At 54.8% G+C, this 25,070-nt stretch carries 21 protein-coding genes; 11 read left to right on the top strand and 10 right to left on the bottom strand.

Going from position 1 to position 25,070, the window contains the following annotated elements:
* Positions 1 to 306: 306 nt before the first annotated feature.
* Complete coding sequence (locus tag ACXAEK_RS12080) at positions 307 to 2,307, top strand: FG-GAP-like repeat-containing protein (protein ID WP_475042223.1); 2,001 nt, start codon at positions 307 to 309, stop codon at positions 2,305 to 2,307.
* A gap of 106 nt (positions 2,308 to 2,413) precedes the next feature.
* Here the strand turns inward: ACXAEK_RS12080 and ACXAEK_RS12075 are convergent, their stop codons facing one another.
* Genes ACXAEK_RS12075 through ACXAEK_RS12060 form a run of 4 tightly spaced genes read right to left on the bottom strand, consistent with a single transcriptional unit; the run spans position 2,414 to position 4,589 of the window.
* A complete protein-coding gene (locus ACXAEK_RS12075) occupies positions 2,414 to 3,013 on the bottom strand; it encodes a hypothetical protein (protein ID WP_475042221.1) in 600 nt (199 codons plus the stop codon).
* Positions 3,014 to 3,016: 3 nt separating this feature from the next.
* Positions 3,017 to 3,430: a DUF1064 domain-containing protein gene (locus ACXAEK_RS12070; protein WP_475042219.1), complete on the bottom strand. Its 414-nt coding sequence runs from the start codon at positions 3,428 to 3,430 to the stop codon at positions 3,017 to 3,019.
* Complete coding sequence (locus ACXAEK_RS12065) at positions 3,427 to 3,723, bottom strand: hypothetical protein (protein WP_475042217.1); 297 nt, start codon at positions 3,721 to 3,723, stop codon at positions 3,427 to 3,429. The genes ACXAEK_RS12070 and ACXAEK_RS12065 overlap by 4 nt, the downstream gene beginning before the upstream one ends.
* On the bottom strand, positions 3,720 to 4,589 hold the full coding sequence (locus ACXAEK_RS12060) for a helix-turn-helix domain-containing protein (protein ID WP_475042215.1): 870 nt from the start codon (positions 4,587 to 4,589) through the stop codon (positions 3,720 to 3,722). Before ACXAEK_RS12060 ends, ACXAEK_RS12065 begins: the two co-directional genes overlap by 4 nt.
* Positions 4,590 to 4,948: 359 nt before the next feature.
* On the opposite strand from ACXAEK_RS12060, the gene ACXAEK_RS12055 reads away from it, so the two are divergent.
* The 4 genes from ACXAEK_RS12055 (at position 4,949) to ACXAEK_RS12040 (ending at position 9,586) form a co-directional block, all read left to right on the top strand.
* Positions 4,949 to 5,542, top strand: a complete 594-nt coding sequence (locus ACXAEK_RS12055; protein ID WP_475042213.1) for a hypothetical protein — start codon at positions 4,949 to 4,951, stop codon at positions 5,540 to 5,542.
* A 1,215-nt stretch (positions 5,543 to 6,757) separates the two neighbouring features.
* Positions 6,758 to 7,039 (top strand): hypothetical protein, encoded by a 282-nt coding sequence (locus ACXAEK_RS12050; protein ID WP_475042211.1) that lies wholly within the window; start codon positions 6,758 to 6,760, stop codon positions 7,037 to 7,039.
* 691 nt (positions 7,040 to 7,730) lie between these two features.
* Positions 7,731 to 8,711, top strand: a complete 981-nt coding sequence (locus ACXAEK_RS12045; RefSeq protein ID WP_475042209.1) for a site-specific integrase — start codon at positions 7,731 to 7,733, stop codon at positions 8,709 to 8,711.
* Positions 8,712 to 9,271: 560 nt separating this feature from the next.
* Positions 9,272 to 9,586 carry a PilZ domain-containing protein gene (locus tag ACXAEK_RS12040; protein ID WP_475042208.1) on the top strand — a complete coding sequence of 105 codons (315 nt, stop codon included), beginning with the start codon at positions 9,272 to 9,274 and terminating at the stop codon, positions 9,584 to 9,586.
* 161 nt (positions 9,587 to 9,747) lie between these two features.
* Here ACXAEK_RS12040 and ACXAEK_RS12035 read toward each other — a convergent pair whose 3' ends face one another.
* Entirely contained in the window at positions 9,748 to 10,083 is a 336-nt protein-coding gene (locus ACXAEK_RS12035) for a cupin domain-containing protein (protein ID WP_475042206.1), read from the bottom strand.
* A gap of 1,994 nt (positions 10,084 to 12,077) precedes the next feature.
* Here ACXAEK_RS12035 and ACXAEK_RS12030 point away from each other — a divergent pair.
* The 3 genes from ACXAEK_RS12030 to ACXAEK_RS12020 all read left to right on the top strand — a co-directional run bounded on the left by ACXAEK_RS12030 (position 12,078) and on the right by ACXAEK_RS12020 (position 16,327).
* A complete protein-coding gene (locus ACXAEK_RS12030) occupies positions 12,078 to 12,407 on the top strand; it encodes a hypothetical protein (RefSeq protein WP_475042205.1) in 330 nt (109 codons plus the stop codon).
* A 318-nt stretch (positions 12,408 to 12,725) separates the two neighbouring features.
* Complete coding sequence (locus ACXAEK_RS12025; protein ID WP_475042204.1) at positions 12,726 to 13,136, top strand: globin domain-containing protein; 411 nt, start codon at positions 12,726 to 12,728, stop codon at positions 13,134 to 13,136.
* An 842-nt stretch (positions 13,137 to 13,978) separates the two neighbouring features.
* Entirely contained in the window at positions 13,979 to 16,327 is a 2,349-nt protein-coding gene (locus ACXAEK_RS12020; RefSeq protein ID WP_475042202.1) for a calcium-binding protein, read from the top strand.
* Positions 16,328 to 16,590: 263 nt separating this feature from the next.
* Here the strand turns inward: ACXAEK_RS12020 and ACXAEK_RS12015 are convergent, their stop codons facing one another.
* The 4 genes from ACXAEK_RS12015 to ACXAEK_RS12000 all read right to left on the bottom strand — a co-directional run bounded on the left by ACXAEK_RS12015 (position 16,591) and on the right by ACXAEK_RS12000 (position 19,729).
* On the bottom strand, positions 16,591 to 16,878 hold the full coding sequence (locus ACXAEK_RS12015) for a hypothetical protein (protein ID WP_475042200.1): 288 nt from the start codon (positions 16,876 to 16,878) through the stop codon (positions 16,591 to 16,593).
* Between the two features lie 846 nt (positions 16,879 to 17,724).
* Entirely contained in the window at positions 17,725 to 18,060 is a 336-nt protein-coding gene (locus ACXAEK_RS12010; protein ID WP_475042199.1) for an H-NS histone family protein, read from the bottom strand.
* Between the two features lie 458 nt (positions 18,061 to 18,518).
* A complete protein-coding gene (locus ACXAEK_RS12005) occupies positions 18,519 to 19,385 on the bottom strand; it encodes a copper resistance D family protein (RefSeq protein ID WP_475042197.1) in 867 nt (288 codons plus the stop codon).
* Positions 19,386 to 19,387: 2 nt separating this feature from the next.
* Entirely contained in the window at positions 19,388 to 19,729 is a 342-nt protein-coding gene (locus tag ACXAEK_RS12000) for a copper resistance CopC family protein (RefSeq protein WP_475042196.1), read from the bottom strand.
* Positions 19,730 to 20,007: 278 nt separating this feature from the next.
* Between ACXAEK_RS12000 and ACXAEK_RS11995 the strand changes: the two genes are divergently transcribed.
* On the top strand, positions 20,008 to 20,337 hold the full coding sequence (locus tag ACXAEK_RS11995) for a DUF2322 family protein (protein ID WP_475042194.1): 330 nt from the start codon (positions 20,008 to 20,010) through the stop codon (positions 20,335 to 20,337).
* Positions 20,338 to 20,440: 103 nt separating this feature from the next.
* Here ACXAEK_RS11995 and ACXAEK_RS11990 read toward each other — a convergent pair whose 3' ends face one another.
* Positions 20,441 to 20,875, bottom strand: a complete 435-nt coding sequence (locus ACXAEK_RS11990) for a response regulator (RefSeq protein WP_475042193.1) — start codon at positions 20,873 to 20,875, stop codon at positions 20,441 to 20,443.
* Positions 20,876 to 21,338: 463 nt separating this feature from the next.
* On the opposite strand from ACXAEK_RS11990, the gene ACXAEK_RS11985 reads away from it, so the two are divergent.
* Together ACXAEK_RS11985 and ACXAEK_RS11980 are read left to right on the top strand one after the other, a co-directional pair.
* Entirely contained in the window at positions 21,339 to 22,322 is a 984-nt protein-coding gene (locus ACXAEK_RS11985) for a chemotaxis protein CheB (RefSeq protein WP_475042191.1), read from the top strand.
* 6 nt (positions 22,323 to 22,328) lie between these two features.
* Complete coding sequence (locus ACXAEK_RS11980) at positions 22,329 to 25,058, top strand: CheR family methyltransferase (RefSeq protein ID WP_475045257.1); 2,730 nt, start codon at positions 22,329 to 22,331, stop codon at positions 25,056 to 25,058.
* Positions 25,059 to 25,070: the final 12 nt, after the last annotated feature.

The raw sequence follows: 25,070 nt of genomic DNA, 5'->3' as shown, positions 1-25,070 counted from the left end.
GGATCTCCGCTCAGGCCGCTTAGTGTCAAAGTAAGTCACTTTTGGGTGATAATAAAATAATACAACCACATAAACGCTTATTTTCCGCAATTGGGGTATCACTTTTGCGGTACATCCCGAGGCGCTGTACTCTATTTGCTCACCTACATCTTTTTTAGCACCGTGATATAAGGCCCCCGGGTGGCAATACGGAAATAGTAGCGTCGCAATTGCTGATACAGGGTGCATACAAATAGCCCTAAATTCAACTTCCGGCACTCCAACTTCTGCAACCACCGTTATGTTTATCCAGCGAGGAGTTGTGTTATGGCTTTCAGGGTTGAAGCAGAGTCTTTTTCGGTAGACGCTTCGTTCAAGATTAAATCATTGGGCACTGCGTCGGGCGACAAGGTCCTGCAGGCCAAAGGGTCGGGCGAGCAGCGCGCTTCCTATGTCTTCGATCAGCCGACGGGTACTTACGACCTGACTTTCGGATATTTCGACGAGAATGATGGCATCTCTAACTCCGCTGTCCTGGTCAATGGCATCGAGATCGACAGTTGGCTGTGGGATCAGGATCTCGGCAGCACACTCGCCAATAGCATGACCGCCACGACCCGCACGATCACGGGCGTCCAGATCGATCAGGGCGGCGTGATCGAAGTCATCGGAATGAAGAACGGCGGCGAACCGCTACGGTTCGATTTCATCGACTTCGCCGAAGTTCCGGGAATTCCCCCAGCCTCACTCCGCATCGAGGCGGAAGACTTCACGCGCGACACCGGATTCAAGGTTAAGTCGCTGGGAGTAGCATCGGACGACAAGGTTTTGCAAGCCAAAGGCGACGGTGAGCAACGCGCCTCCTATGTCTTTGAGGGTCAAGACGGCACCTATGACCTCAACGTAGGGTATTTTGACGAAAATGACGGCACCTCGAACGTCGCTATCCTCGTCAATGGCGTCGAAATCGACAGCTGGTTGTGGGATCAGGACTTCGGCAGCGCTCTCGCCAATTCGATGACCGCCACGTCCCGCTTAATCCAAGGTGTCCGGATCGACCAAGGCGATGTTATTGAAATAGTTGGAATGAAGGACGGCGGCGAACCGCTGCGGCTCGATTTCTTGCATTTCGATCCTTCAGACGGGGGCGTCCAGCCAACTCCGGATCTGTGGTACGAAGACGACGGAGAAGTTATTATTGCCCTAAACGACGGCACCGGCGCGTTTACCGAGCGTGGAACCGGTATTGCGGTCGGCGACGCAGATATTTTGTCAGGCGATTTCAACTCCGACGGCAATATTGATTTTCTGCGTGTCATCTCAAGCGGCAAATCCGCGCCCTCTACGGGTCCGGATGACTTCGAGTTCGACATTTCGACGACCGTCTTCGAAAACGACGGATCTGGCAATTTTACGCCGGGGCAAACTTCCACCTTCTCAGTCTACCATCCTTCCGGCGACAATTTCGAATTCGTTTTCAAGGCTCACGACGCGAAAGACGTTGATGGCGACGGAGACGTCGATTTTCTGGCGACCGAGTCTGCTGGAAGCTCCTCATTCCTTCTGCAGAACGACGGGACAGGAAACTTCAGCCTCCTCGAACGAAGCTTTGCGACCTTAGGAAGGTCAAATGATGCGCTACTGGCTGATTTCGATGGAAATGAAGCGCTGGACGCCGTGATCTTCACAAACTCCCTGGCGAATGAGGTTGGTGTTTATATCAACGACGGCTCGGGCCTACTGGAGTTTAGCGACTCTACATCTCCCAGCCCCGAAAGTTTCGGAGATGGTCAGGTCCTCGATCTCGACGGTGATGACGACCAGGACGTCGTCTTCGTTGCGTCCGGAGAATCTCGCGGTATTTACGCTTTCCTGAACGATGGAACTGGTATGCGCGAAGAAGGATTGTCACCGCGCTTCACCTCGGGTGAGGACGGTTTCATCGGCTCCATGGAAGCCGGTAACTTTGATGATGATCCGGGCATCGAAGTGATCAGCGCCGGGGCTGAAGATGATGACGGTGTTGACCCTGGCTTGAGGGTTTTTGATGTCGTCGAGACCGCCGATGGCACGGAATTCGTGCTGAAATCATTCGATCCGTCAATCAGCGGCAACGTGGTGGCCAATGCAGATTTCGATCTCGATGGCGATTTAGATCTCCTGATAGTGCCAAGAACTGGTCCTTTCGAAATGACGCTCCTGCTTAACGATGGCGACGCAAACTTCACTTCCGCTGGCGTCGTTCTGCCGGAATTCGTGACCTCAGAGTTTTCTTTCGCTCCGAGAGTTCAGGTGGCGCATTTCGACGACAATTTGCTCCTGAGTTGAGCGGGTGTTAGCACTCGCCTTGATGACGAAAGCTCCGGCCGTCACCGGGGCTTTCTTCATTGGCAGGTTTTCCCTCTTGTTCCCTCAATCCAGCGGCGCACGGCGGTCACGGTGAAAATGATCGATGGCCAGATAAGCGGGGTTGCAGCCTTGGCCGCCAATATTCACCATCTGCCAAAAGACTTGCCACGGTCTTCTTTTCCACCCCGATCTCCCGAGCGATCTCCGCCTCGGCAGCGCCATGATCATGCAACCGCAGCACATGGTCTGCTAAATAAGCTTTGCGCAAAGCATGGCAGGCTGGCAGCTCTAGAATGCAATTCGCGTGACTGAAACTCAGGCGCATCGCATCCTCGAGTCCGATCATGTTGGCAATGCGGTGCTCCTCGGACATTTCGGCCGGCACATACAACTGACGCCGCCAACGCCGTTTTCCACGCGCTCTAGTGCCTTCCATCAGGCGTACGGCCCTTTCCCGGCCGATCACGTCAGCAATCTCCTGCATGCTGTCTGGCAGCGACACACACCGTCCCCTGCCCGCCGCGAACTCCGCCAACGGAAAGCGCACAACGTCAGGCAACTCGAGTTGCCGGGCTACCGCTGCCGGGGCCGGTTTGACTGGCGCTGGACGCCCAGCGCGTTGCGCCTGATCCAAGAGGCTGCGCAGCTGCCTGTTCTCTGCTTTCAGATCCTCGATCACGCCCATGGGTCAGCCCTTCGCCTTGGTGACAAGGATTTCCATGCCCTGGGCGAGCAGGACAGCACGTTTCAGCTTGAACACGTCGGTTTCATGGCCCTTGCGATCCTCGATCACGGCGCAGCCATGCCGCTGGTCAACATAGGTGAAGTCGGCACGGTAAACGCGCTGCTGTTTCCCGCTGTCTGTCATGATGGGCCCATCCCGGCCATGCAAGGGAATGTCCACCTGGCGACGCAAGCCGCAGATCTCGCCTGCTTCCTGCAGGAGCAGCAATTCCTCCCAGCGCTGGGCCTCTGTCTTGCTGTCATGGGTGATACCGTCTGCGGTGGTGGTTCGCTTGGTTCCCCGTACTCTGCGCTTATCCTGCGCCTGTTCACCACACTGTGCGCTGCGGAACTGCTCCGCTGTCATACGCTCTGTCATTTGCGCTTTGCCTCCTGCTGCGCTTTGAGTTGCTTGCCAGCGAACTCGAGTGCACGGGCCAAGTCTCGTGCGTTGCTGTTTTTGTGGGATGGGCGCTGGGCTAGCTGCAACTGGATACCAAGAGCCCCTTCGACCTCATCCAAGCTGTTAAACCGCTTGCGGCAAGTCATAGTGCCCACTGGTGCCTTGACCGGCGTGGTGATGACGCAATCACCCAGGTCCAAATCTACGGTCACTGTCACCTGGCCGAACCTGGCACCATGGGCATCCGGATCGAGATGCGGGCTGCTCATATCGCTATCCCCGCATTCCGGCATTCATCGAGCGTTACTAGCTGAGCGGAAATGCACTCCCCTGCCGCGTGAGCGGTGATACCGCGACACAGGAAGGGCTTGCCGGATTTGATGTCCTTTGCCCTAGCCTCAAGGACTTTGCGGGGATCGACCTCCTCTCGCGGTGCGGTGATGTGTTGGCGCCAGCGTTTTGCCGCAATCCAGTTTTCCGGGTACTTGATGAAACGTGGTTTATTGCCGACTTGCTCGATGGCATAGGCCCGAGCTCCTGCAAGAATCTCCTGCGCATCCTCACCTTTGGCCAATGCGGCACGCAATGCATCTTCGGTTGCCTCCATAGCCCCCATCCGGGGGAAGACATTGACGAACTCAGATAGGAAGCCATCAAAATCTAGTTCTTGTGTTTGACCGGCGCCAGCCGGACACAAGGTTCTATTATGGTTCCTATGATGGTTTGGGTGCATCTCCTGCACGGGTGGAGGTGCATCTCCTGCACCCGTCGGATGCATCTCCTGCACCCGTGCATTTCCTGCACCCGCTACATATAGTGGTACGGGTGCATTTGCTGCACGGGTCAGCGGAAGCCTTGAGATGACATTCAGGTTGATGCAGTACTCGATTGTGAAGCCGTTTTTGCACTTTCGCTGGCCCACCTCGGCGATCAGTCCTACCTCTACCAGATCAGCGATATTCGTCTGAACGGTGCGCTTGCTTTTCATCTCGAGATCAGCAGCCATGTTGGCTTTGCTCACCCAAATACCAGACCCGTCGTCACTAGCTGCATCCGCCATATAGAGAAGGATCGCCTTCTTCGTGGGCGAACCGACTACGCGCCGTTTGACCAGAGAGTAAATCTCTATGCTCATGCCTGCCTCTTGCCTGTTTGACTGTTACCGCCTGAAAGTCTCAATTCTCCAGAGACCGTCCGAGCCCGGTGCAATAGTGATGAAAAAGAGCGCCAATACCGGAAATACCCTTTGCGGACCAAAGACCTTTGAGGCAGCTGCTGCTCCATCCGCCCCCCGCAAAAACTAGCTTTACGGGTGAACACCCCTTGCAACCTGGGCGCTTGCGAACAAAAAGTGCACAAAAAAAGTGCGATTGGAGCAATGGCGAGCCTGGTTGACGCTAGGTAAGCTGTCGTTTTTGTAACTATTTTCCTCGACAGATCCTGCGAAGGGGCAATAATATCTAAAGTATTAGTACATTGAGATATGGTGTTGTGATGGTGCTCAGTTATGCATGGGCGGCTGCCGCAAGAGTTGTGTCTGCCGCGCCGTCTCTGGATCGCATTGGTTCGCTCTCGTTCATCGGCAAAAACGCCCAGCGCGCAAGATTGAGATCGGGTCCCGGCACGCTGCCCGCAAGCAACCATCGGCCACTTTACCCAAACCTTAGACGCTTTAGATTTTCGCCACTTAAAGACAATCGGCCTGAAGGACTGTTCTCGCTGGCTCACCGGCGAAATATCAAGGTCAGCGGCAATCTTGCCGCCAAACCTGAAGTTGGCCAGTTCCTGTGCGAAGCAGATATGCATGATGTGGCGTTGTGTTTGGAACGCGGCATTTCCCAGAAGACGGGACAATACTTCATTCGGGTATTTGGCTGCCCTGCCCAGGCAGCTGATTGGCTCTTCCTGGGTTACACACACCCCCGTGTAGCTCAGGAAGTTGCCTTTGAATTTGGTGGCGGTGTTCAGCTTGGGGCGGAGATCTCGGAAGGTAGCATAAATCCCCGCACCGGCGGCTTCAGGATCTTGATGAACCTGCTTGGCCCTTCGATCAGGGAACAGCAGCGTTATCTCCCCGCACGCGCTTGAAGACCTGCGGCCCATCAGTGACGACACAATGCGCTCTAATTTCATGCAGCCACCTCCGCCGCCTGGCCAAAGAAGCCGGGCGCGGCCGGATCCGTTAGCATGACAAGAATGGCAATGTGGCTAGCGGGCGCAGTGATCGCGCCCCACCAGTTCAGTGCAGTCTGAAAACTCACGTCGAAGTAGAGCGCCACTTCACGCGGGCTATGGAAACGGGCCCTAAAATAGCTAGACCAAAGGTCAGGTGCGCTAACCTTTAGTGCATGCGGGTCAAACTCATTTGACCAAGATCTTTGCCCAGCGCCCGCGATAGCCTGCGGACATGGATCAGTATTGTTTACAACGAGGGTCAAACGAGGACGGCTCATGCAGCGTCCCTCCCCTCTTCCGCTCCCGGTGCCATCCTAAGGAAAGAGAACAAAGAGCGCGGCGGCTCCTCGATCTTCTGCTCCCTAGCCATGTGGCAGATTGCATCGTACCAGGCAGCAGGCATAACGCCCTCCTGCATGTGTGTGTGCACAGTGGTCGGCTTCTTCTTCAGACGCTTCGCGACGGTACGGTAACCGCCCAGCGCTTGGATCAAATCACGAGTGGTCATGCAGTCAGATAATACGATATTTTCGCATTATCAACAGTGCGACCCAAACTTGGTGCGATTTATTCGTATTTTGGCGATTACAGCACTATGGATTATTTAGAGATCGACAACCGCTGCCGCCGAGGCGACACCTCCCCCGAAGCGATCCACAAACGCCTAGTGGCAGCGCGGCAAATGACTGGCCTTGCACAAAAGGACTTAGCCGCAAACGCAGGAATTAAGTACACAACATTCCGCTCACAGGAACAGTCCGGCGCCCCCTCTGTGCGGCTAATGACTTATTACCTCTCTGCGTTCCAAGTGGACTTCAACTTTATCTTGGGTGGCGATCCCGCAAGGCTGCCCTCCGACGTTCTTCAAGAGATACTGAAGCATCTCGACTAACGCGCACCCAGACTAGGGGCGCAAAAACCCAGTTCAGGTTCACGCCAAAGGGCAATAACAACCTGGCCAATAGCCTGGGCACCATACAATTCCTCCAGATGTTCACGTTTTATTCCCTTTTGGCGAAGCACAGCAAGCAAGTTCCGAATTCCTGATGTACGATTTTTTCGCATTTTTGGATTGACCGATACGACTTTTCCGTACTAAACACCTCCCATCAACCGATGGAGGATTAGATGCAAGACCTTCCCAAAGAAGTCATTCATTCAGCCAGGCAGATTGCGTCCCGGCCAGAAGATCACATTGATAATCCCTGCTTGTTCACCGCCGCCTGGGCTGCGCTGAAAGCTGCGCGCGGGCAGAGTTTTGACCCCGCACGTTTGCGTGCTGCCCACCTGGTCGATCGCCCGCACCCGGCCCCGGAACCGACCGAGCTGGAGCAGATGCTTGATCGCATCGCGCAGAAAACTCGCGACATTGCACAAAAAATGGGGCACACCCTGCCTCCCGCAGCATGAAGCGTTCAATTGAACGCACAACCGGTCGCCCAGCGCTCTGCCAATGTAACGCTCCGTAAAATCGCACAATCATTGGCAGAATTTTAAATTCCAACCTTTAAATGCAACTCAACCCATGCGAGCTTTTACGTTAACAGCACACCAAAAGAGCGCGAGCAAGGATCAAAAAATGAAGATAGGCACTCCTGCCAGCGAGTTTGCCCGAGCTATTGCCGAACTTTCGGGAAGAGCAAGACGAGAAGCTGTTGCCGTTGCTGCAATTAAAACTGGTGGCCTTTACCCCTACCCACGCCGCTCGACTTGTCTGGCAGAAATCCACCTCTACGGCATTAACGCAATTGGGGCTGGAGAGGACAACGCAATCGAGAACTGGGTCGCGAAGGCAATTTGCATACCCCCAAAACGTCAGGCAGTCGCATAGCGATACTGCCTCTGCGGCTGGCCACCGCTACACCAGGGATGCGGCAGGCCCACCACTCACGAAATCAAGCCGCATCCCAGCCCACCTGACATAAGGAGCGCGCCCCATGGGAGAGCGACCTGTTTTTAAACCGGCCGACCTTCGGCGCGCGGTGGCCGAATGGGCTGCCCAGGGGTTTTCCGTGCGAATTGATCCCGACGGCAGCGTTATCGTCACCCCGCCTTCCCCTCAGCCCCCTCAAGATCCCTTTGACTTGGTAGATCTGAAACGATGAAACGCGACCTCCCTGCCCACGTTTATGACAAGAAGGGCGTTCTGTATTTTCAACGCAGAGGCTGCAAAACCACACGCATCAATTCTACGCCTGGCTCCAAAGAGTTTGCCTTGGAGTACGCAGCTCTGCTCAATGGTGCACAGCCTGCGCCACCGTCGAACAAGACGTTCAACTCATTGGTCGCCAGTTATGTGCGCAGCCAGCGTTATCGCAGCTTGGCTCCTCGCACAGGACGGGATTACGACAAGGTGTTGAAATGGGTTCGTGAAAAATTGGGCCCCCTGCCTGTCGACGCGATGCGCCGCAAAGACGTAATTCGAGCCCGCGATGCCAATGCCGAAACGGTGCGTTTTGCCAACTATGTTGTGCAGGTGGTGCGGATCCTAATGGAGCACGCCATCGACTTAGGCTGGAGGGACGACAATCCGGCGAAAGGAGTTTCCTTGATCAAGTCAGAGGCTCCCCTGCGCCAACCTTGGCCACCGGAGAAAATCGCACAATATCGCGAAGTGGCTGACGGCCGCGCACTACTTATCTTCGAGCTATGTCTGGGTACGGGTCAAAGGATTGGTGACGTCTTGAAAATGCGCTGGAGCGACATAGACGGCGGTGGCATCAATGTCACTCAAAGCAAGACTGGCACACCGCTTTGGGTGCCATTCACCGCCCACCTCAGCTCCCTGCTGACTACGACAGAAGAGCTTGGCCCGACTATCTGCGCCTGGGGGCACGGCAAGCCGACGAGCTACCGTAGCGCTCACGAGCTTGTAATGAAGGTTCGAAAACGGATCGGCGCCGAAGCCTATGATCTACACGGTTTACGCTATTCGGCCGCCGCTGAATTGGCTGCACAAGGATGCAGTGATGAACTGATAATGGCCGTCACAGGACACCAGACCCGAGCCATGGTCGCTCGCTATGCGGGCGCAGAACGCCAGAAAACAAGAGCCAAAGAAGCACAAGGAAGACGCAGATGAGAGCTTTCTCCCAGCGCTCGCGACACATGCGAGATCGACATCCCTACGCTTAAAGCCGACTAGACCTTTGAAAGTTTTAACCGCGCGTTAACCACCTTCAGCTAGCAGTCACCTACAGGCCATTTGGCCACCAAGCCCAAAGAACCCAACTTTTTTGCGGGTGGCTCAATGCCCCCGCATTTTCTTTTTTTGGTAAGCCCCCCTCCGAGGATTGAACGACCATTGTTCCGAACTGGAATAATCTCGCTCCTCCCCTATACTCGCCAAGTCCCAAAATAACCGGGGTGGGATGGAGCGGCCTGCCCTAATGAGTTTCCTCCTCAGCAGGCCGCTCGCTAACGCCCGGCATTCGCACCCACTGCCAGGAGCTTGCCTGCAAGCCTCCCCCTCAACCCCTTCTTAATCTTTCACCGATAGGAAAATTAATTGATCGGCAGCGGCGCCTCAGCCTCCTTCTCCGGTTTCGCTTAAGAAATGAGCACCGCCAAGCCCACCGCGGCTTCCAAAGACAACATCCCTCTGGCCTCAGGCGGATAGGAAAGAACTACTACAGAATTCCAATGCTCAAGCAATTCATCGATACAGAATCCCGCCTGCGATTGAATATCCCTTGCACACTTAACTTCCCAAGCGGTCCTCGCGAGGCCACAACTTTGAACATCAGCTACAGCGGCTTGGGTGTCCAACTCACGGAGGAAAACCCACAGTTTAGCCGTAGAGAACTTCAATCGGTGACAGTTGAGGGAATTGGCACCCTGGAAGTTAGTGTCATTTGGAGGCAGAGCACAAAGGTTGGCCTGAAGTTCGCTTCAAAACGAACGGCCCGCCCCATTCTAGACACGTTCTTTAAGAAGATCGGTGACTTCCCTTTCTAAACAACCGGCCACACTCGCGTCTGATGTTTACCTCACAGCAGCATGCCATTCAGAGCTTTGGCGGCCTTCACCGTCATGCTCTCTCACTGAAGGAACAGGTGGTCAGTCGCAGCTTAAGGCGGGCTGGCCACTATAATGGTGGCATCGAACGGAGACCTTTGTCAGCCTTTGATCGGATACCGATCAGCCTCCTCGAAGACGTCGATAACTCGCGTCCCTGCCGTGATCATGGCTCCGTGAACGACGCCAGACGGAATTGAGTAGCTATCACCGGCCTTATAAATTTTCGTCTCACCCCCGATGGTAAGCTCAATTTCCCCTTCAACAACCGTGCCCCACTGTGCCCCGTGTGAATGCGAAGGGAGCTCCATATCCTTCAGGAACGTAATGAAAGCCACTAGGCCAAATTCTGACTTCAGAACTGCCGTCTGCACGACATCATCAGGAAATGGCACATCAAGGCTGGGAAATGCTGTGATGAAATCCGGGTAACTCATGGCGGCATCCTTTGTTGTGTGTTTCAGCTAAGATCTGTCCTGCGTGTAGATACATTGTCAGTGCACGTCAGTCGCTGCAATCAGCGGGACCAATGCAGGCCGTCCCATCGTCTTTTCGTAGGCCCTGAGAACCCCAATTCAGCCAACAGAGCTTTCATTGCGACCGAACTTGTGGCCGGCACCTGCCTGTAGTGGAAAGCTCTTCAAGCTGAAGTATGGAGGTTTCCTCAAGAAAAGGTTAACATATTATTAACGGCCGATTTAAGAGGTGAAGGTGTGACGTTTGCTAACTCAAAAAATCCTTGGTGAAATAGAAGCATTCGCTGCGGAACAACTGATAGAACATGGCGAACCTCCGCATAGAGTCGTTTACTCTCTTGCAAGGCTATACCCGGAAGTAACTGGCCTAACGATGGCCTTTGCGCTGACCAACGTAGCATACTACTTGGAGCGCCCGCCGATTGTTAGAAATATGCAACCTCCAGCCAATCCAAATGATATTTATCGAGTGGTCTCCCTACTGACATCCGACCTCTTCGAGTTGAGCGAAACTCAAAAAATCACTGCAAATGGGGCTGACCTGGTTGAACACTGGGAAAAAAGCTCAGAGAACTTATTTTGCGCTTCTTAGAGAGGAAGGTATGACGGCGGCAAAAAAGCTTCGTTCTAAGGCGCTCCGTCAAAACCATTCCCATCTGACTGTTGTTCCGAGCGGCTCACGCCAAATAACTTGCACCTGGCTATGCAAATCGCCCGCTTGGCCTGACCCTCATTGTAGACAATCCTAAGTGTAGCTCTAACTCACCTACCATCCCGCAACCTTCCACGGGTGGGGCAGAGCGGCCTGCAAAACCTGGTGCAACACCTGGTTCTGTTTCTCTGCAGGCCGCTCGACGATCAGACGACCGCGCTCCCCCTTCTCGGATTGCTCAACATCTCGCTCGAAGGTCAAACTCAGAACAGGGGCAAGTACCGTCAATTCGAGGCAATGCACCATTCTCACAAAGTGTGGGCAGAGGTGGGTGGGGATCTGGAATATCGCCCCCTGTTTCAATTTCGTAGATGGAGAAAAAAATATCGAACGCCAGAAGAACCAAGCAAAAAACGACACCCCAAACTAGGATGTTGATCTCGCCAGGGCTGATGAGGATGTGCGCTGCGGTCGCTGCAACTACTGCAACCACAAAAATGATCACCCAAACGACCAAGCCACTCACAAACTGCCCCCTTTACTGGAAGCAGCTTACCAAACCACCTCACCAGTGCAACGGTTTAGCCCGCAGATGCCACCGGCCGCTTGGTAAACTCTCGGCGGTGCAGCAAATCGCGATTGGCGCCAGCTGGCGTCCAAGGAACCGCTAAATTAGGATTGCCAAACCGGAAAAAGTGGACGTTCGACACTGGGCTACATCAGACCAGTTAGCCAATCCCACGAAATTTACCGCCGCAACCGCGAGATGCTCAGCCACCGGTCATTTGCCTATGACCTTCCTGCTTGCAAATGGCATCAGCCTCTTCGACCGACATTGTTTGCGGGCGTCCGATCGAACGGTCCCAAAGAACCCGATCCTTTGTGTATAATTGGCATGTGACAACGCCCTTGCTAGTTTCGATCTGTACTGGCGTGGTTTCAAACTGCTCCGGTGAAACGCAGCCTGCCACCGCCGCTACTGTAGAAAGTAAAAGGCTGAACTTCAGTATTTTGCACATAGCAACCGCTCCCTCAAAACTCGGTTAGGCAATATCACCTTTGAGAGAACAGGAGGTTAAGACAGGGCGAATCTCGCCGGACGAACTCTAAATCTTCGCATTTTTCACCCGCTAAGTATTTCGAATTTTAAGCGGCCGCCATTAATTAATGTATTATACATTTTTCAACCAAAAAATTACCGCTATAACTGTTCTGACCTATAACTTTCTGCTTAAAGTGCGGACGGCAGTTTGTGACCTGGCTAGGGCGGTTTCAGTGTTGGATTGTAAAAGGAATGCCTGCAATGCGTTTGATTATCCCTGTAGCCCTGAGTTTTGCCTTGTCTGCTTGCGGCGATGTCGAGTTTGATCGGCAGGACTTGTCCCAAATGTATGGGCCAGCCACCAACTATAGGAACCCAGTAGCCCAGCGGCAAACTGTGAAAAGCTTCTTGCCGCAGGAAAGCGTATTTCGCAACGGCAACGCCACCCATTGGACTTCTCCGGACGGATGCACCTATTCGCGCACTCAGGCGCCAGGTTATGCGCCGGTCTGGTATCTCGTGCAGAATCCGCATCACGTGGGCATGCCCAATGCCCACCGCGACTGCGCTATGACAGTTGTTGAGGGGTAGCGTTGGCAACCGGAGCGGTTCACCCAAGGCTAAAGGTCGAGTAGCAATTTCCCTCTGCTTGAACCTTATAATGTCGATGCAACTGCCGCTCCGCCCCCTGCGCGGTCTCTGACCACAAGGCAGGCCCTCGCACCTGCAGAAGGCCGTGAACGGCGCCAAACGGCCTTATTCGGCGTGACTTAGCTCAAATTTCCAGAAATTGGAAAAGACTGCGCGACAACCCTTTGATGCATGTCAAAGTAACCAATCAGCCCTGAGGAAATAAGAGCCGCGACGGGCCGCCTAGCATGCCCGTATAGCAAGTTCAGGATTCCTCGAATGGAAACAATCAGCATTCAACAAGTTCAAGACAGCTTTGCAAAGGTGTTCGCTCGAAAGGCCACTTTGAGCGACCGCTTTTACCATCATCTCTTTGCGGAGCTTCCAGAACTGAAACCATTGTTTAAAGAAGACTTATCCCGCCAGCGGGACATGTTTGAAGCAATGCTTGCGCGTACAATTCGGGAGCTTACTTCACCGGGTGGACTTGCTGAGCTTAGCGAACTTCTTCTCCGATCTCATGCTAGGTTTCAGCTTACGGATCAACAGCTTGAGGTTGGTGAAAAAGCTCTTGTGGCAGCGCTAGAGGACACTATGGGAGAAAACCTGTCTCCAGCAGAGAAATCCGCCTGGGAGAGCGCCATTTCACGGCTCGTCGCGAGCATTAAGCCGTCTGGTCAGTACGATTGAAAATCAAGAACTGGCGGCTAACATAGCCGGGGCATACGAAGCCTCGTTAGAAGCGTATTAAGGGCTTTCAGAATCCTACCGTACAACGAGGCAGAAGCTAAAAGAGCTGACAGCATGCGTCGCACTTGCATCAAGCACCCCTGAGCTAGAGCAGAGCCTATGACAGGCAGTAGGGGGCTAGCTAAGAGCCCTTAGCAGTCATTGGTCGCCTGCTAGATCTTCGCACTGGCAGCACGTCGCGAACGGCGCCATGCGGATTATTGAGGCATGCGCGCGGATATTCGAGCCATCAGCAAAGGCTGAGATTGCCCCTCTGAGTGTACGCAGTGCTGCCTAAACTGCAGAAAAGTTGCGACTTGCGATCACTCTTTGCGGGAGAACATGAGCTACGAAAGCTCGTATGAAAAAATCGCACCTGCTCACCTCTCGGAGATGGCTTTTTAATACCCCCAAGAAGTTCTCCCACAGCGATTTAGTCGCTCCACGAGCCTCTCACGTAAATTTATCGATGGGTCGGCAAGCGATAATATTCTTGCAAATTGCCTAGGTTCTGCTGGCGGAATTTACCGCATTTCGCGACATTCTCACTCGAATTAGCGCTTATCACTTCCGCAGGCGCAGGAATTTACTTTCGATTTTATGAGGTTGAAAATTTTTTGAGATTGGCGGCATGTTTTGAATGGTATTCCATTTAACTATTCAGATTTTTTTCGCAAAATTATCAATGCTTTTTAACTTGTGAGTGCGTGATTTCACCCGTCGGACCGTTATTGTTTCGGTAATATTTCTCAGCCAGTTTTCCGATGAGAACAAATCGTGAAAATTTACAGTGGGTGGCTCGTATGGTGACGCATATTGTTAGGGACGAAACCGACTACAATTCTGGCACTAAGGTCACCGAAGATCACTTCGGCGTTAATCTCGTAACAATCTACGATGAGGAGTATGTCGACCCTTCGTCCAAGTTGTCCTCGTTGGTTGAAGAGATGGGGATCACCAATCTTCGATATCCTGGAGGGGCCGCTACCGAGTATTATTTTGACATGGCGAACCCCAACGCTGATTTGTCAACAACACAAAGGGTCCAGGATCTTCTGCCCATGGACGAAATGTTTGAACAGGCCGGCAAGTCTGAGCTTTCAGTTTCGATTGTGATCCCAACCCGGACAGGTTTTGAGAAAAGCGCTGCAGAGGCAATACGCGATGGCAGTTACGGGAGCCGTAAAGAGATTAGCAGTGAATATTTGGATGATCTGGAGACCTTTCTGGAAGCGGTCGTTCGTGAGTCCACTGAGAACGGCGTAAGAATCTCTGCGATTGAACTGGGAAACGAATTTTGGGGGTCTGGCGAGATGACAGCCTCCGAATATGGCTACCTTGTGGCGAACCTGCTGCCGGTGATTATGAATTTTTACGAACGGAATGGTCTAAAGGCGCCTGATTTAGTTGTGCAAGGAACGTCGTCGGCGTCTGCCGTATACTCGCCGCGAGAGGACACTATCGTTTACATAGATCCTGAGAAGGATATGTACGGAATCTACTCCCAGGATTACATAGAGAAAGAATTTGCTGGTGTGGTTCCAAAAGGTTTTATCACTGCTCAAGTAGATGGACAAGGAAGCGCCTATTACCAAGTTCGAGATCTGGTTGAACAAATTAATCATGTGCCCGGGGCAGCCGAGTTGGTAGACGGTGTTCTTCAGCATTACTATGTAAGCACAGGGCTGGACGCAGTTGATGAAGATAATATTTTTATGTTCTCTCAATATAACCGTTTTATCGATCTTCTGGACCGTTCGGATTCTGTGGATCCGGTTTCGTTTCATGTCACAGAGTGGAATTCCAACTACTACGGAGAAAATGCGCGCGGGCTTGAGCACGCATCGATGTTGGTTGAGATGTTTTATGAACAACTCACCCATGGAATTGATGTTTCCCAAATTTGGCCGCTCACCTTTGACACCACACAAAGCATTACATTGACGGATGTTGAGCAGGAGAACTTGACGATTGCTGGTGAAACATTTTCCCAAATGCGCGATAGGCTTGTTGGTAAATCACCAGTTCTCGACTGGTCACTAGAGAGTGAAGTTGATGTGCATGGTTTCGGGAATGATGATGAGTTCTCATTTATTGCTTCCGACCGTGGCGGTGAAACCCGCGATAGTTTCAAGCTTGATTTTTCGGAGATCGTAGGTGATGACCTGTACTTCATCAAATCTACTATGCTCACTGATGGCGGTAAAGGTGGCGCCGACCATAGAGCTGATCCGGTTGTGATCAACGGCGAGAGCTCCACGTCTGACGATGGGACTGTGGTAATCTCCCTAGATCCCTGGGCACTGAACTTCATCGAATTTACTAGAATCGGAGATGGTGACGACCATATCGATGGAAGCGATAGCAAGGACGTTATCTATGGCCGTGCAGGCGACGATTATTTTGATGGGAATTCTGCTGCTGACCGGCTTTTTGGTGAGGAGGGAAATGATACTATCAACGGCGGCGTCGGGCGCGACTACCTGCACGGTGGAAAGGGACGGGACGTGCTTCAGGGGGGGGCCGGTAAAGACAAAATTGTTGGGGGCGCGGGCAATGACACCGTTATGGGTGGAGCATGGCATGACACGATCATGGGTGAAGGTGGAAAGGATCGGCTAGAAGGTGGAAACGGACGAGATTTGATCTACGGTGGAAGGCGAAGTGATACTATTTCCGGCGGAACCTGGGATGACACGCTTGATGGTGGTGCTGGTCGCGACAACATCCTAGGAGGAAAGGGGCGCGACAAAATTGACGGCGGTGTTGGAGGTGATCTGCTTGATGGTGGAGAGAGCAATGATACCATCGATGGCGGAAGAGGAAGTGATTACATAAACGGTGGAGAAGGTTCGGACAAAATCTACGATGGATCAGGCCGTGACACAGTTTTCGGCGGCGAAGGCGCCGATCATTTTGTTTTCACTTCGGATGGAAAGCAGGATGTTTTGGGCGACTTTGAGGTCGGACTTGATCTTCTTGACTTGAGAGCCTGGGGAAGCAATCACGTTTCGTCTCTGAAATTCGACCAAGTCGCTGTTGATGGTGAAATTACAACCACGATCTCGACCGATGATGAACGTCTGGTTCTGTCCGGAGTTTCCGTTGATGAAATTTTGTCTCTGGTAGAAGGAGAGACTTTGCTCCTTTAGGGGCGAGAAACATTCTCGACATGTCAGAAGGTCGTTGCAGTTCGTGCTATACTTGGAGATGCGGAGCGGTGAACCAATTTGGGCGTGTATCGCAGGGCTCCCGGCCGGTCACGTCACGTACCCTACGGAGGGGGGCTCAGAAAAAGCCGAAGCTTAATGGGCTTACCGCAGAGGCTGCCATTGTAGTTTGCGATCTCGGTTCCAAAAACAGAGTTCGAGATGCTTGGTGACTTCAGCGTCCGCCGAGGCCACCAGAGCTTGCTTCAGGGCTTAGGTTGGCGTGGTTTTTCAACTATTCTAAGATGTTGTTCGCCAATACTTCTTACCTCTTTAGGCCGGGCTCGCGCTTCGATCTGACGCTCGATCCCCGTTATCAAGTCTTCGTCAATAGGCGGTAAAGACTTGTCAGCTTGTTGTGGGAGGGGTCTGAGATCAATGATTTCGACATTTCCAGCCTCCAGGTTTTTCTTTAGTTTTAGCAATCGATTGCTAGATATCGGAGCGATGTTGTCCCAACTGTACTTCTCGGGGGCGTCAAAGATGCTTGACATGTGACTTCTCCACGATTTCCCACCCGTGGGTGCCCGAGGAGTTCTTGCCTGAAGTGCCATTGCGCTTGCTCTAAAGGCCCGCTTTAGTGGCTTGTTGGAGTAGAACATAAGTTGAACTGACCTTAGTAAACAAAACGTAAATCTTTCCACTTTTGCGCGAATTTTAGTGATATAGATTACCTCTGTGGGCGTGGGACTCTCTCGTGCCTTCCCCAAGTTTTTGCGGTTCGTCCAGCCGAGGAATGCGCCGAGCACGGCTACAGTGACCTTCAGAGGGCGGAATGTCCGAAGCACCGTCGAGCACACCCTGCGAAACTTGGCATCCTGGATCTAAGATGAAGTTTGTTACGGCCACTCATTTGCACAAACCTGACGCTCGTGCTTGACCTAGCTGCACTTGCAGCGAATGACGGTTTTGTCCCGCCTCCTCCCGCGACAACGTTGCCTCCCCTAATCCCACGTTCGGTACAGGATTGCTTGTGGTTTTTCACCAGATCGCAGGAGTTCCTGACAATGGTACTGACAACCCGCTCAATGAGACGGGTAGAGCAGCCCATTGTCACGTGAACTGCCTGACTTATGCCCTATGGCCCGCTCATTTATCGGTACTTTGACGAAGCGCAAAGGAACTCTAAACGATGCTCCCGCATATTAAGACGAGAGGGGCGCTCATTCCCCTTCTTTCTGACCAAAGGAACCCTGCAGGAGTAAGCAACTGAATCCTGCAGGGTTCGAACTAGCAGTAACTTCTCCTGGCTCAAAATTGTCGCCACATTGCTACCTAAGGGGCAAGTACATGCGCGATCAAATCGCAGATCGGATGCCAAGCCAGAGCAACAGGAGAAGCTAAATTTCCATAGACGCGAGGTCGTGCCCCGCCTCAAGCGCGTTGGCTACCCACTTAGGTCGCCTACCCCGGCCACTCCAAACCTCTTCGCTGTTTTCAGGGTTTCTGTACTTGGGTGCCGCCTTCTTCTTTTTCCCAGCTCCTACAAAGTCTGCCAGCGTAAACCCGTATTCAGCAACCGCAGCCTCAGCAGCCTCCGCGGCGGCTTTCAAATCCATCTTCTCGCGCACAGATAGTGCTTTACCAATGTCTTTTCTGAGTTTCTTCAATTCCTCTGAAGACATTTCACTCAAATTCATTCGGCTCAACCTCCAAAACGCCATCTCGACTTCCATGAAGCTCTAGGCCTCAATGGTTAACGACATCCAAACACTCAAGAATTACAATTCTTGTCTCAACGGGAAACTTGGAAAAAATATCCCCATTGCAGATCGCAACATTCTCGGTTTGTTTCCTTTTCGTCCTGCGCTTCTCTCAACGTCAGGTCGTTTCTTTTCAACACCTTATGTTCGGATTGCAAATCCGTGTACACCGGTTCGATTCCGGTACTCGCCTCCAGCGCTTTTCGGTTTTCGGCGCCCCTCTCTCTGCATGCTCCTCAACATTCCTGCTTCAGTTCTGTTCTATTCCCTCAGACTGCGCAGGAGAGTTTTATTCACAGTTGAACCGCGCAGAACCAGCAGCCTGGCCGGTTCTGCTCCCACAGACAAGGCGGCGGCCAGGGCTAATGCACAGGCCGGGTTTCTTGCTGGCAGTTCTACCAAGCGCAGTACGATCAGAGTTCCTGCGCGCCTTATCCAGGAAGCGTCAGAACGCTGGTCAAGGTTGCCGTCGCCGCAAGCACGGCCAGCAGGATCATGGCCTCTATTTCGATCACACGTGCCAAATGCCTGCCGGCGCGCGCCCCGCCTGCCTGCAAGGCAGGGACAAACCGCAGCTTGTTCAGGGCCGCCAGGAACAGCACCGCAGCGATCAGCGCCAGCTTGAGAAGCAATGCCTGACCATAGCCTGTTGTCAGCAGCAGCCGCGGATCGCCAAGCAGCTGCCAAGCCATCAGCAGGCCAGCACAAAGCAATCCGGGAACCGCAATCATGGCCGCCTGCCCGAATTTGCGGCCAAGCAATGCCGCTTGCTCCAGTTGCTCAGGCTTGCGGGACAGGTCCCGCAGCGGGCTCAGGACGCCGATCCAAAACGCGATGCCAGCAAGATGCGCAAAGAGCAGGACCCGCAGGGGCAGCTGCCCTTGCACCGGGATGTGGCCGATCTGCGTGAAGGACCAGAGCAGCAGGACGCCGCCCGCCAATGCGGTCCAAGGGCCTGCCCGACGCAACAGAAGCCCCGCGAGCAGCAGTAGAGTGCCGGCCAGGCGGCAAACCAGCGCGCTGCCGGCGGCGGTCTGCCACAGCAGCCCCAGCATTTCCGGGTCGGTCATGCCATCGGAACTGCCGGTCAGCGCCGCACCGCGCAGAGCAAAGCCCAAAACCGCGGCAGCAAGGGCAACACCGGCCAGCACCGCGGCTTGCGCATTGATCCGGGCACGCAGCGGCGCAACCAGCCCCGGGTAGGCAAGGCGGATCAGCACCAGCCCTGTTGCGCCGGTCGCACCGGTGTACAGGATCAGCTTGGCAAGCAGCGCGCCCGCCCCCCAGATGTCCGGCATGTTCATTCTACCGTGAACTGAAATGCGCCCTGCATTGGATGCCCGTCAATTCCCAGCCCCCGCCATTCGATCCGGTAGGTGCCTTTCCCCACACCCTGGAAAGGCAGCGTGAAGCTGCGGGAAAAACTCTTCTGCCCGTCCAGGTCCAGCACTGCCGGAGCCCCATCCCGGTGGATCGCCTCAACCCGGGTCAGACGGATTTCATCTGCAAAATCAAAGGCAATCTCCAGCGGAACGGCAGCAATCCGGGCACCATCCGCAGGTGTCGTTGTGTCCACCTGGGAATGCGCGAGAGCCCCCGTGGCAAGGGCGCTGCACGCCAGGAAAGCCATGATGAGTTTCATTCAGATATTCCTTCAGTTGATCCCGGTTGCACCCTGAACAGCGCGAATGTAGCCGGCTTTTATTGCCGCGTCACCGCAGGCCTGCTCTTGGATACTGGGCATGTTCCGGAACAGCCAGCAAAGGCCCTCCTCCCCTCTGGCACCGCAGTGCTGAAACCTTTCGCAGGCCTGGCAGCCGGGAATGCAGGCGACGCGGCTCAGCGGTGGAGCCGAACCATGGCGGCAGCTGGCCAAAGCTGTTAATCACGCGCAAACGCTTGCCACAACAGGACTGAACGATGATCCAGCCCACTGCGTCCTTTAAGGACAACCTGCAGCTTCTGCCGCCGATCGGCGGCCTTGCCCGTATCGACCTTACCGCCCCGGATGGCACCACCGCCGCTTCAATCGAAAACCAGCCGGGCAAACAGGGCTCGCTCGCCGTGTATCAGTATTTGCAACAGAATTTCACAGTCCTGGACGCCAAGGCCGCGGCACACGGCCTTGCTGTTTTTGCTGAGCACACCACAGATGCAAAGAACCGCCCCGGCGCGCATCCGAACATCGACCGCTTGCTGGAAATTGCGGCTGGCGCCGCGCCGCTGCAAATCCAGCTGATTGCAGCTTAACAAGGCTCAGCTAGAACGCGGCAGGTGGCGACATTTTGCCAGGCCGCCGCCCATCGCCGCCGGCGGCAGCCCCGGTGGCCGCGCCGCAGTCCGACCCCCAGATTCAGGAGCTTCGTAGCGACCGGTACAGCCCAAGATCGGCCGGCAGGTCGGCAATGTTCCAGCGGTAGTCGCCATCCATCAGAAACCGTGACAGCTTGCGCCAGTTCACCGGTTTGGTCATGAAACCGTCAACGTCATAGGCCAGGGCTTCCGCCCTGGTGCGGTCATCTTCGCAGAAGGTCAGCATGACCAGCTTGTTGCGCAGCCCGGCCTCTGCCTGCCGGATGCGCTGCGCGACGCGGGCGCCACGGCCGTCCGGCAGATTCTGATCTATGAAAATCACATCGTACCGCCCCGCAGCGATCTCTCCGAGCTTGCCCAATGCTTTCTTTTCACTGTTGCACAGCTCCACGCTGGAGCCGTCCAAATGCGCCTGAACAAGCTGACGGAAGCGAAAGGCACAGAATTCGTCGTCTTCAATCAGCAGGACGTTCATCTGTCTACCCCTGGCACCTTGTCAGCTTCACTTTTAGATTCTCCTTTAGGTAGCATTCAGAGCGGGTCAGGTAAATAAAAACAAACCCATCAGCGCATTTTAACGATATAATAATAAATTAATAATTTCACATTGATCTCCACATGTTAACTCTTTTTTAAGCTAACATGACCCCCCTTTGTTCCGCTTCGGGAAGCTTGACGCTGCGTTTTCGGGGCGTTTCGACGGGCTGCCCCCAACCTGCAGGAAAGCTGGGAGGCGCCTTGCAGCAGGCAAAGTCCTCCCCAGCCCCGCTTTACCTTCCAAAACCATTCGCCTTGTGGCAAAAACCGGGACAAGCGATACTCCCGGGAAGCGGGTAATCGTAGATTGCAGATGCACTTTCGGATGCAGCACCCACTGGCAGGCCGGAAACCCCTGCCATAGGGGCTGCAGGGCAAGTTTATTTAGGCGGAAAACAGTCATGGCTGGAAAACACTCTGACACACAGAACGCGAATTTGAACGGCAACGGCACAGCGGCTGACCCGGCACATTCGATCGGCAAGGTCAACTCATCCTTTTACATCGTCGGCGTCGGCGCCTCGGCCGGGGGGCTGTCGGCGATCAAATCCATGCTGGGCGACATGCCGGAAGGTTTTTCCCACAGCATTGTCATCGTGCAGCACCTGTCCCCGGATCATGACTCGCTGATGGGGGAAATTCTGCGCAAGGAAACCGCCGCGGATGTCTGCGTGGTTGAAAACGGCATGCCGCTAGAGCCGGGCAAGATCTATCTGCTGCCGCCCAAGTGGAATGTTGTCATCCAAGGCACCTCGGCGGATTCCTCAGAGGCAGGCCCCGCCAGCACCAGCGATTTCGAAGGCCTGCGCTTTGCCCTGACCAAGCCCAGCCCGCGCAATCAGCTGAACCTGCCGATCGACCTGTTCTTCTCTTCCCTGGCCGAGGCAGTCGGATCCCGCGCCGTGGGCGTCGTGCTGTCGGGCACCGGCACCGATGGCAGCCGCGGCCTGCGCAGCATCAAGGAGCGCGAAGGGATTGCCATTGTCCAGGATCCCGACACGGCGGAATTCGACGGCATGCCCTTTGCCGCGCTGGCAACAACCGAAGCCGACTTTACCCTGCCCCCTACTGACATCCTGCCCGAGCTGTCCAAGGTGTTCGAACTGGAGCGCAACAAGCTGTTCGACCTTTCCGGCATTTTCGAAAACAGTGAACGGGACTATCAGGAGATCCTCAAGCTTGCCGGCACAGTGGCTGGCATCAGCTTTGAAACCTACAAGGAAGGCACCCTGAAACGGCGCATCGTGCGCCGGATGGGGCTGACAGAGCAGACGACGCTCTCGGGCTACCTGACGCTGCTCACCAACTCGCAGTGCGAACTGGAAACCCTGCACCGGGAGCTGCTGGTGGGGGTCACTGCTTTCTTCCGGGATCCGGCCGCCTAGGATAAACTGTCGCGGCGTCTGCCGGAACTATTCGAGGGCGGCGACACAAGCCAGCCGGTCAAAATCTGGTGTATCGGCTGCTCCACCGGCGAGGAGCCCTATTCCGTCGCTCTGCTTCTGGAAACCTACCGCCAGGACAACAATATCACACGCGATTTCAAGATCATCGCGTCGGATGTGAATTCGGAATCCCTGGAATTCGCCAAGCGCGGCATCTATCCGCTTGCAGCCAATGATGAGATCCCCAAATTTTACCGGCGGCAAGAGTTCCTCTCCTTTGCGTCCGGCAGCATCCAGATCGCCAGCAGGCTGCGGCGCAAGATCATCTTCACGCCGCACAACGTGATTGATGAAGCACCCTATATTCACACCGACCTGATCATCTGCCGCAACGTTCTGATCTATCTGTCGGCGGAGGTGCAATCCAACGTGCTCTCCATGATGTCCTATTCGCTGCGCAAGGGCGGGCTTCTGTTCCTGGGCTCCGCCGAAACCACTGGCCGGGGACAGATGGGCTTTGCCCCTCTGGATCAGATTGAACGGATTTACTCGAATGCGCAGAAGAACCACAGCTTCATCGGGCTGCGGGTGCTGAACCAGCGCTACAAGGATTTGCCGCATCCGCCCCCGTCCCCGTCACAGATGCGGCCGTTCAGCGTGTCTGTCGGCAACGAGGAGGCGCATGAGCTTCTGAAGCACACATTTGCCTCGCTGGATGCCTGCCTGTTTGTCCTGGACACCTCCGGGAACATCCTGGAAACCTTTGGCAATTACCGGAAATTCCTGAGCTTCCCCAATGACGGCTTCTCGACCCGGCTGCTCGACCTCCTGGACCCGTCACTGCGGTCCACCCTGCTGCTGCTGCTGCGCAGCGTCGAACGGGAGGAAGTCGCCGAAAAATCAGGGCTGGTGATTATCTCTGACGGTGAAAAGACTGTGGTGGATCTGATCTGCCGCAAGTCAACCCTCTATGACCGCGAGGCGGTCTTTGTGACCTGCCGCTCCGCCTCGCAGGCGACCGAAGGCGCGCAGCTGTCGGTTGGCGGCGAGGAAAGCCGCGAGATCATTGCCGGGCTGCAGCGCGAAATCTCCTCGCTGGAGGAGCTTCTGGCCGTTACCACCCACGACCTCTCCGTGACCAACGAACAGCTGCAGGCCGCAAATGAAGAACTGCTGACCGCCAACGAAGAGCTGCAGGCGAACAACGAGGAGATGCAAAGCACCAACGAAGAGCTCCATACCATCAACATGGAAGCCAATGATCGGATCGCAGAGCTCGAAACCGCCTATTCCGACATCGAAAACCTGCTCAGCAATACGGATCTTGGCATTCTATTCCTCGACGGCAGTATGCGGATCCGCCGTTTCAGCAAGGGGATCGAAAACTACTTCGACCTCACCGCGACGGATTTCGGCCGCCCGCTGACGACGTTTACATCCAACCTGACCCATGAATCCATGGGCGCCCTGCTGGAAGACACCCAGGCGGTGCTGGACACCGGCGAGACCCGCAGCCGCAATCTCCGGTTCAAAAAGGGCGGCCACGCCATCCTGATTGTCCGGCCCTTCATCCATTCCGAAGGCGTCAAATCCGGTGCCGTGGTCAAGCTGGTGGATGTCTCTGAACTTGTCGATCTGCAGGAAGAGGTCCGACAGCAGCGCGACGCGCTCGAAGGGCTGTTGGAAACCGAGACCTCGGGCTGGTGGGACTGGAACATTCCCGGTCACACAGAATACATGAGCCCCCGTTTCAAGGAAATGTTCGGCTACCAGGATCACGAGGTCGAAAACACGCCCGACGCCTGGATGCAGATGATTCACCCCGACGACCTCAAAACTGCGCTGAAGAACTTTGACGCACATGTGCAGACGAAGGGCGCCCACCCGTATGATCAGGAGGTCCGCTACTTCCACAAAGACGGTCATACGGTTTGGGTTCTGTGCCGCGGGCATGTGACGGACTGGTCCAACGATGGCGAACCGCTGCGGATGATGGGGGTTCATGTGGACATCACCCATCTGCGCGAACGCGAAGCGGATGTGCAGCGCCGCGCCGAGGAGATCCGCCGCTTTGCCTTTGTGGCAGCCCACGACCTGGTGCAGCCCTCGCAAACCATTCAGGACAGCATTTCCTCGCTGGTCGAGGACATGGACGGCCGGATGGAAAAGAGCGACCACAAGCTTGCCAACTTTGCGACCAAGGCAGCAGAGCGCCTGAGCCACCGTATTTCCGGTATCCTGGAATACGCACGCCTGCAGGACAACAGCGCAGACCCGGCCGTTGTTGACCTGGACACGGTGATCAAGGGCGTAGTTGAGGACCTGTCGCCGAAATTTGCTGAATCCAAGGCTGAAATCCGCATCGCTTCCTTACCGCAGGCACTGGGTCAGCCAGCGCTTCTTGGGCAGGTATTCCAGAACATTCTCAGCAACGCGCTAAAATTCCGGCGCAAGGACACCCTCTGCCGCATTGAGTTGAACCCCGTTGACGCGGTCCCCGGAACAATTGCGGTGCGCATTGCCGACAATGGCATCGGCATTGCCGAAGAAGACCGGGAACGGATTTTCGAGTTGTTTGTCCGCCTCCACGCTGCTTCGGAGTATGAGGGCTCCGGCCTTGGCCTCTCGATCAGCCGCCGCATTGTCGAGCAGATGAAGGGCGGGATACGGGTCGAAACCGGCATCGACGGCGGCGCCGCCTTTGTCGTCACGCTGCCCGCGGTTGCGCAACCATAGCAGGCGACAGAT

The organism is Leisingera sp. ABM4_101 (genome assembly GCF_056158725.1).
The sequence above is the reverse complement of the archived record's forward strand: the minus strand, read 5'-3'. Positions and strand labels throughout refer to the sequence as shown.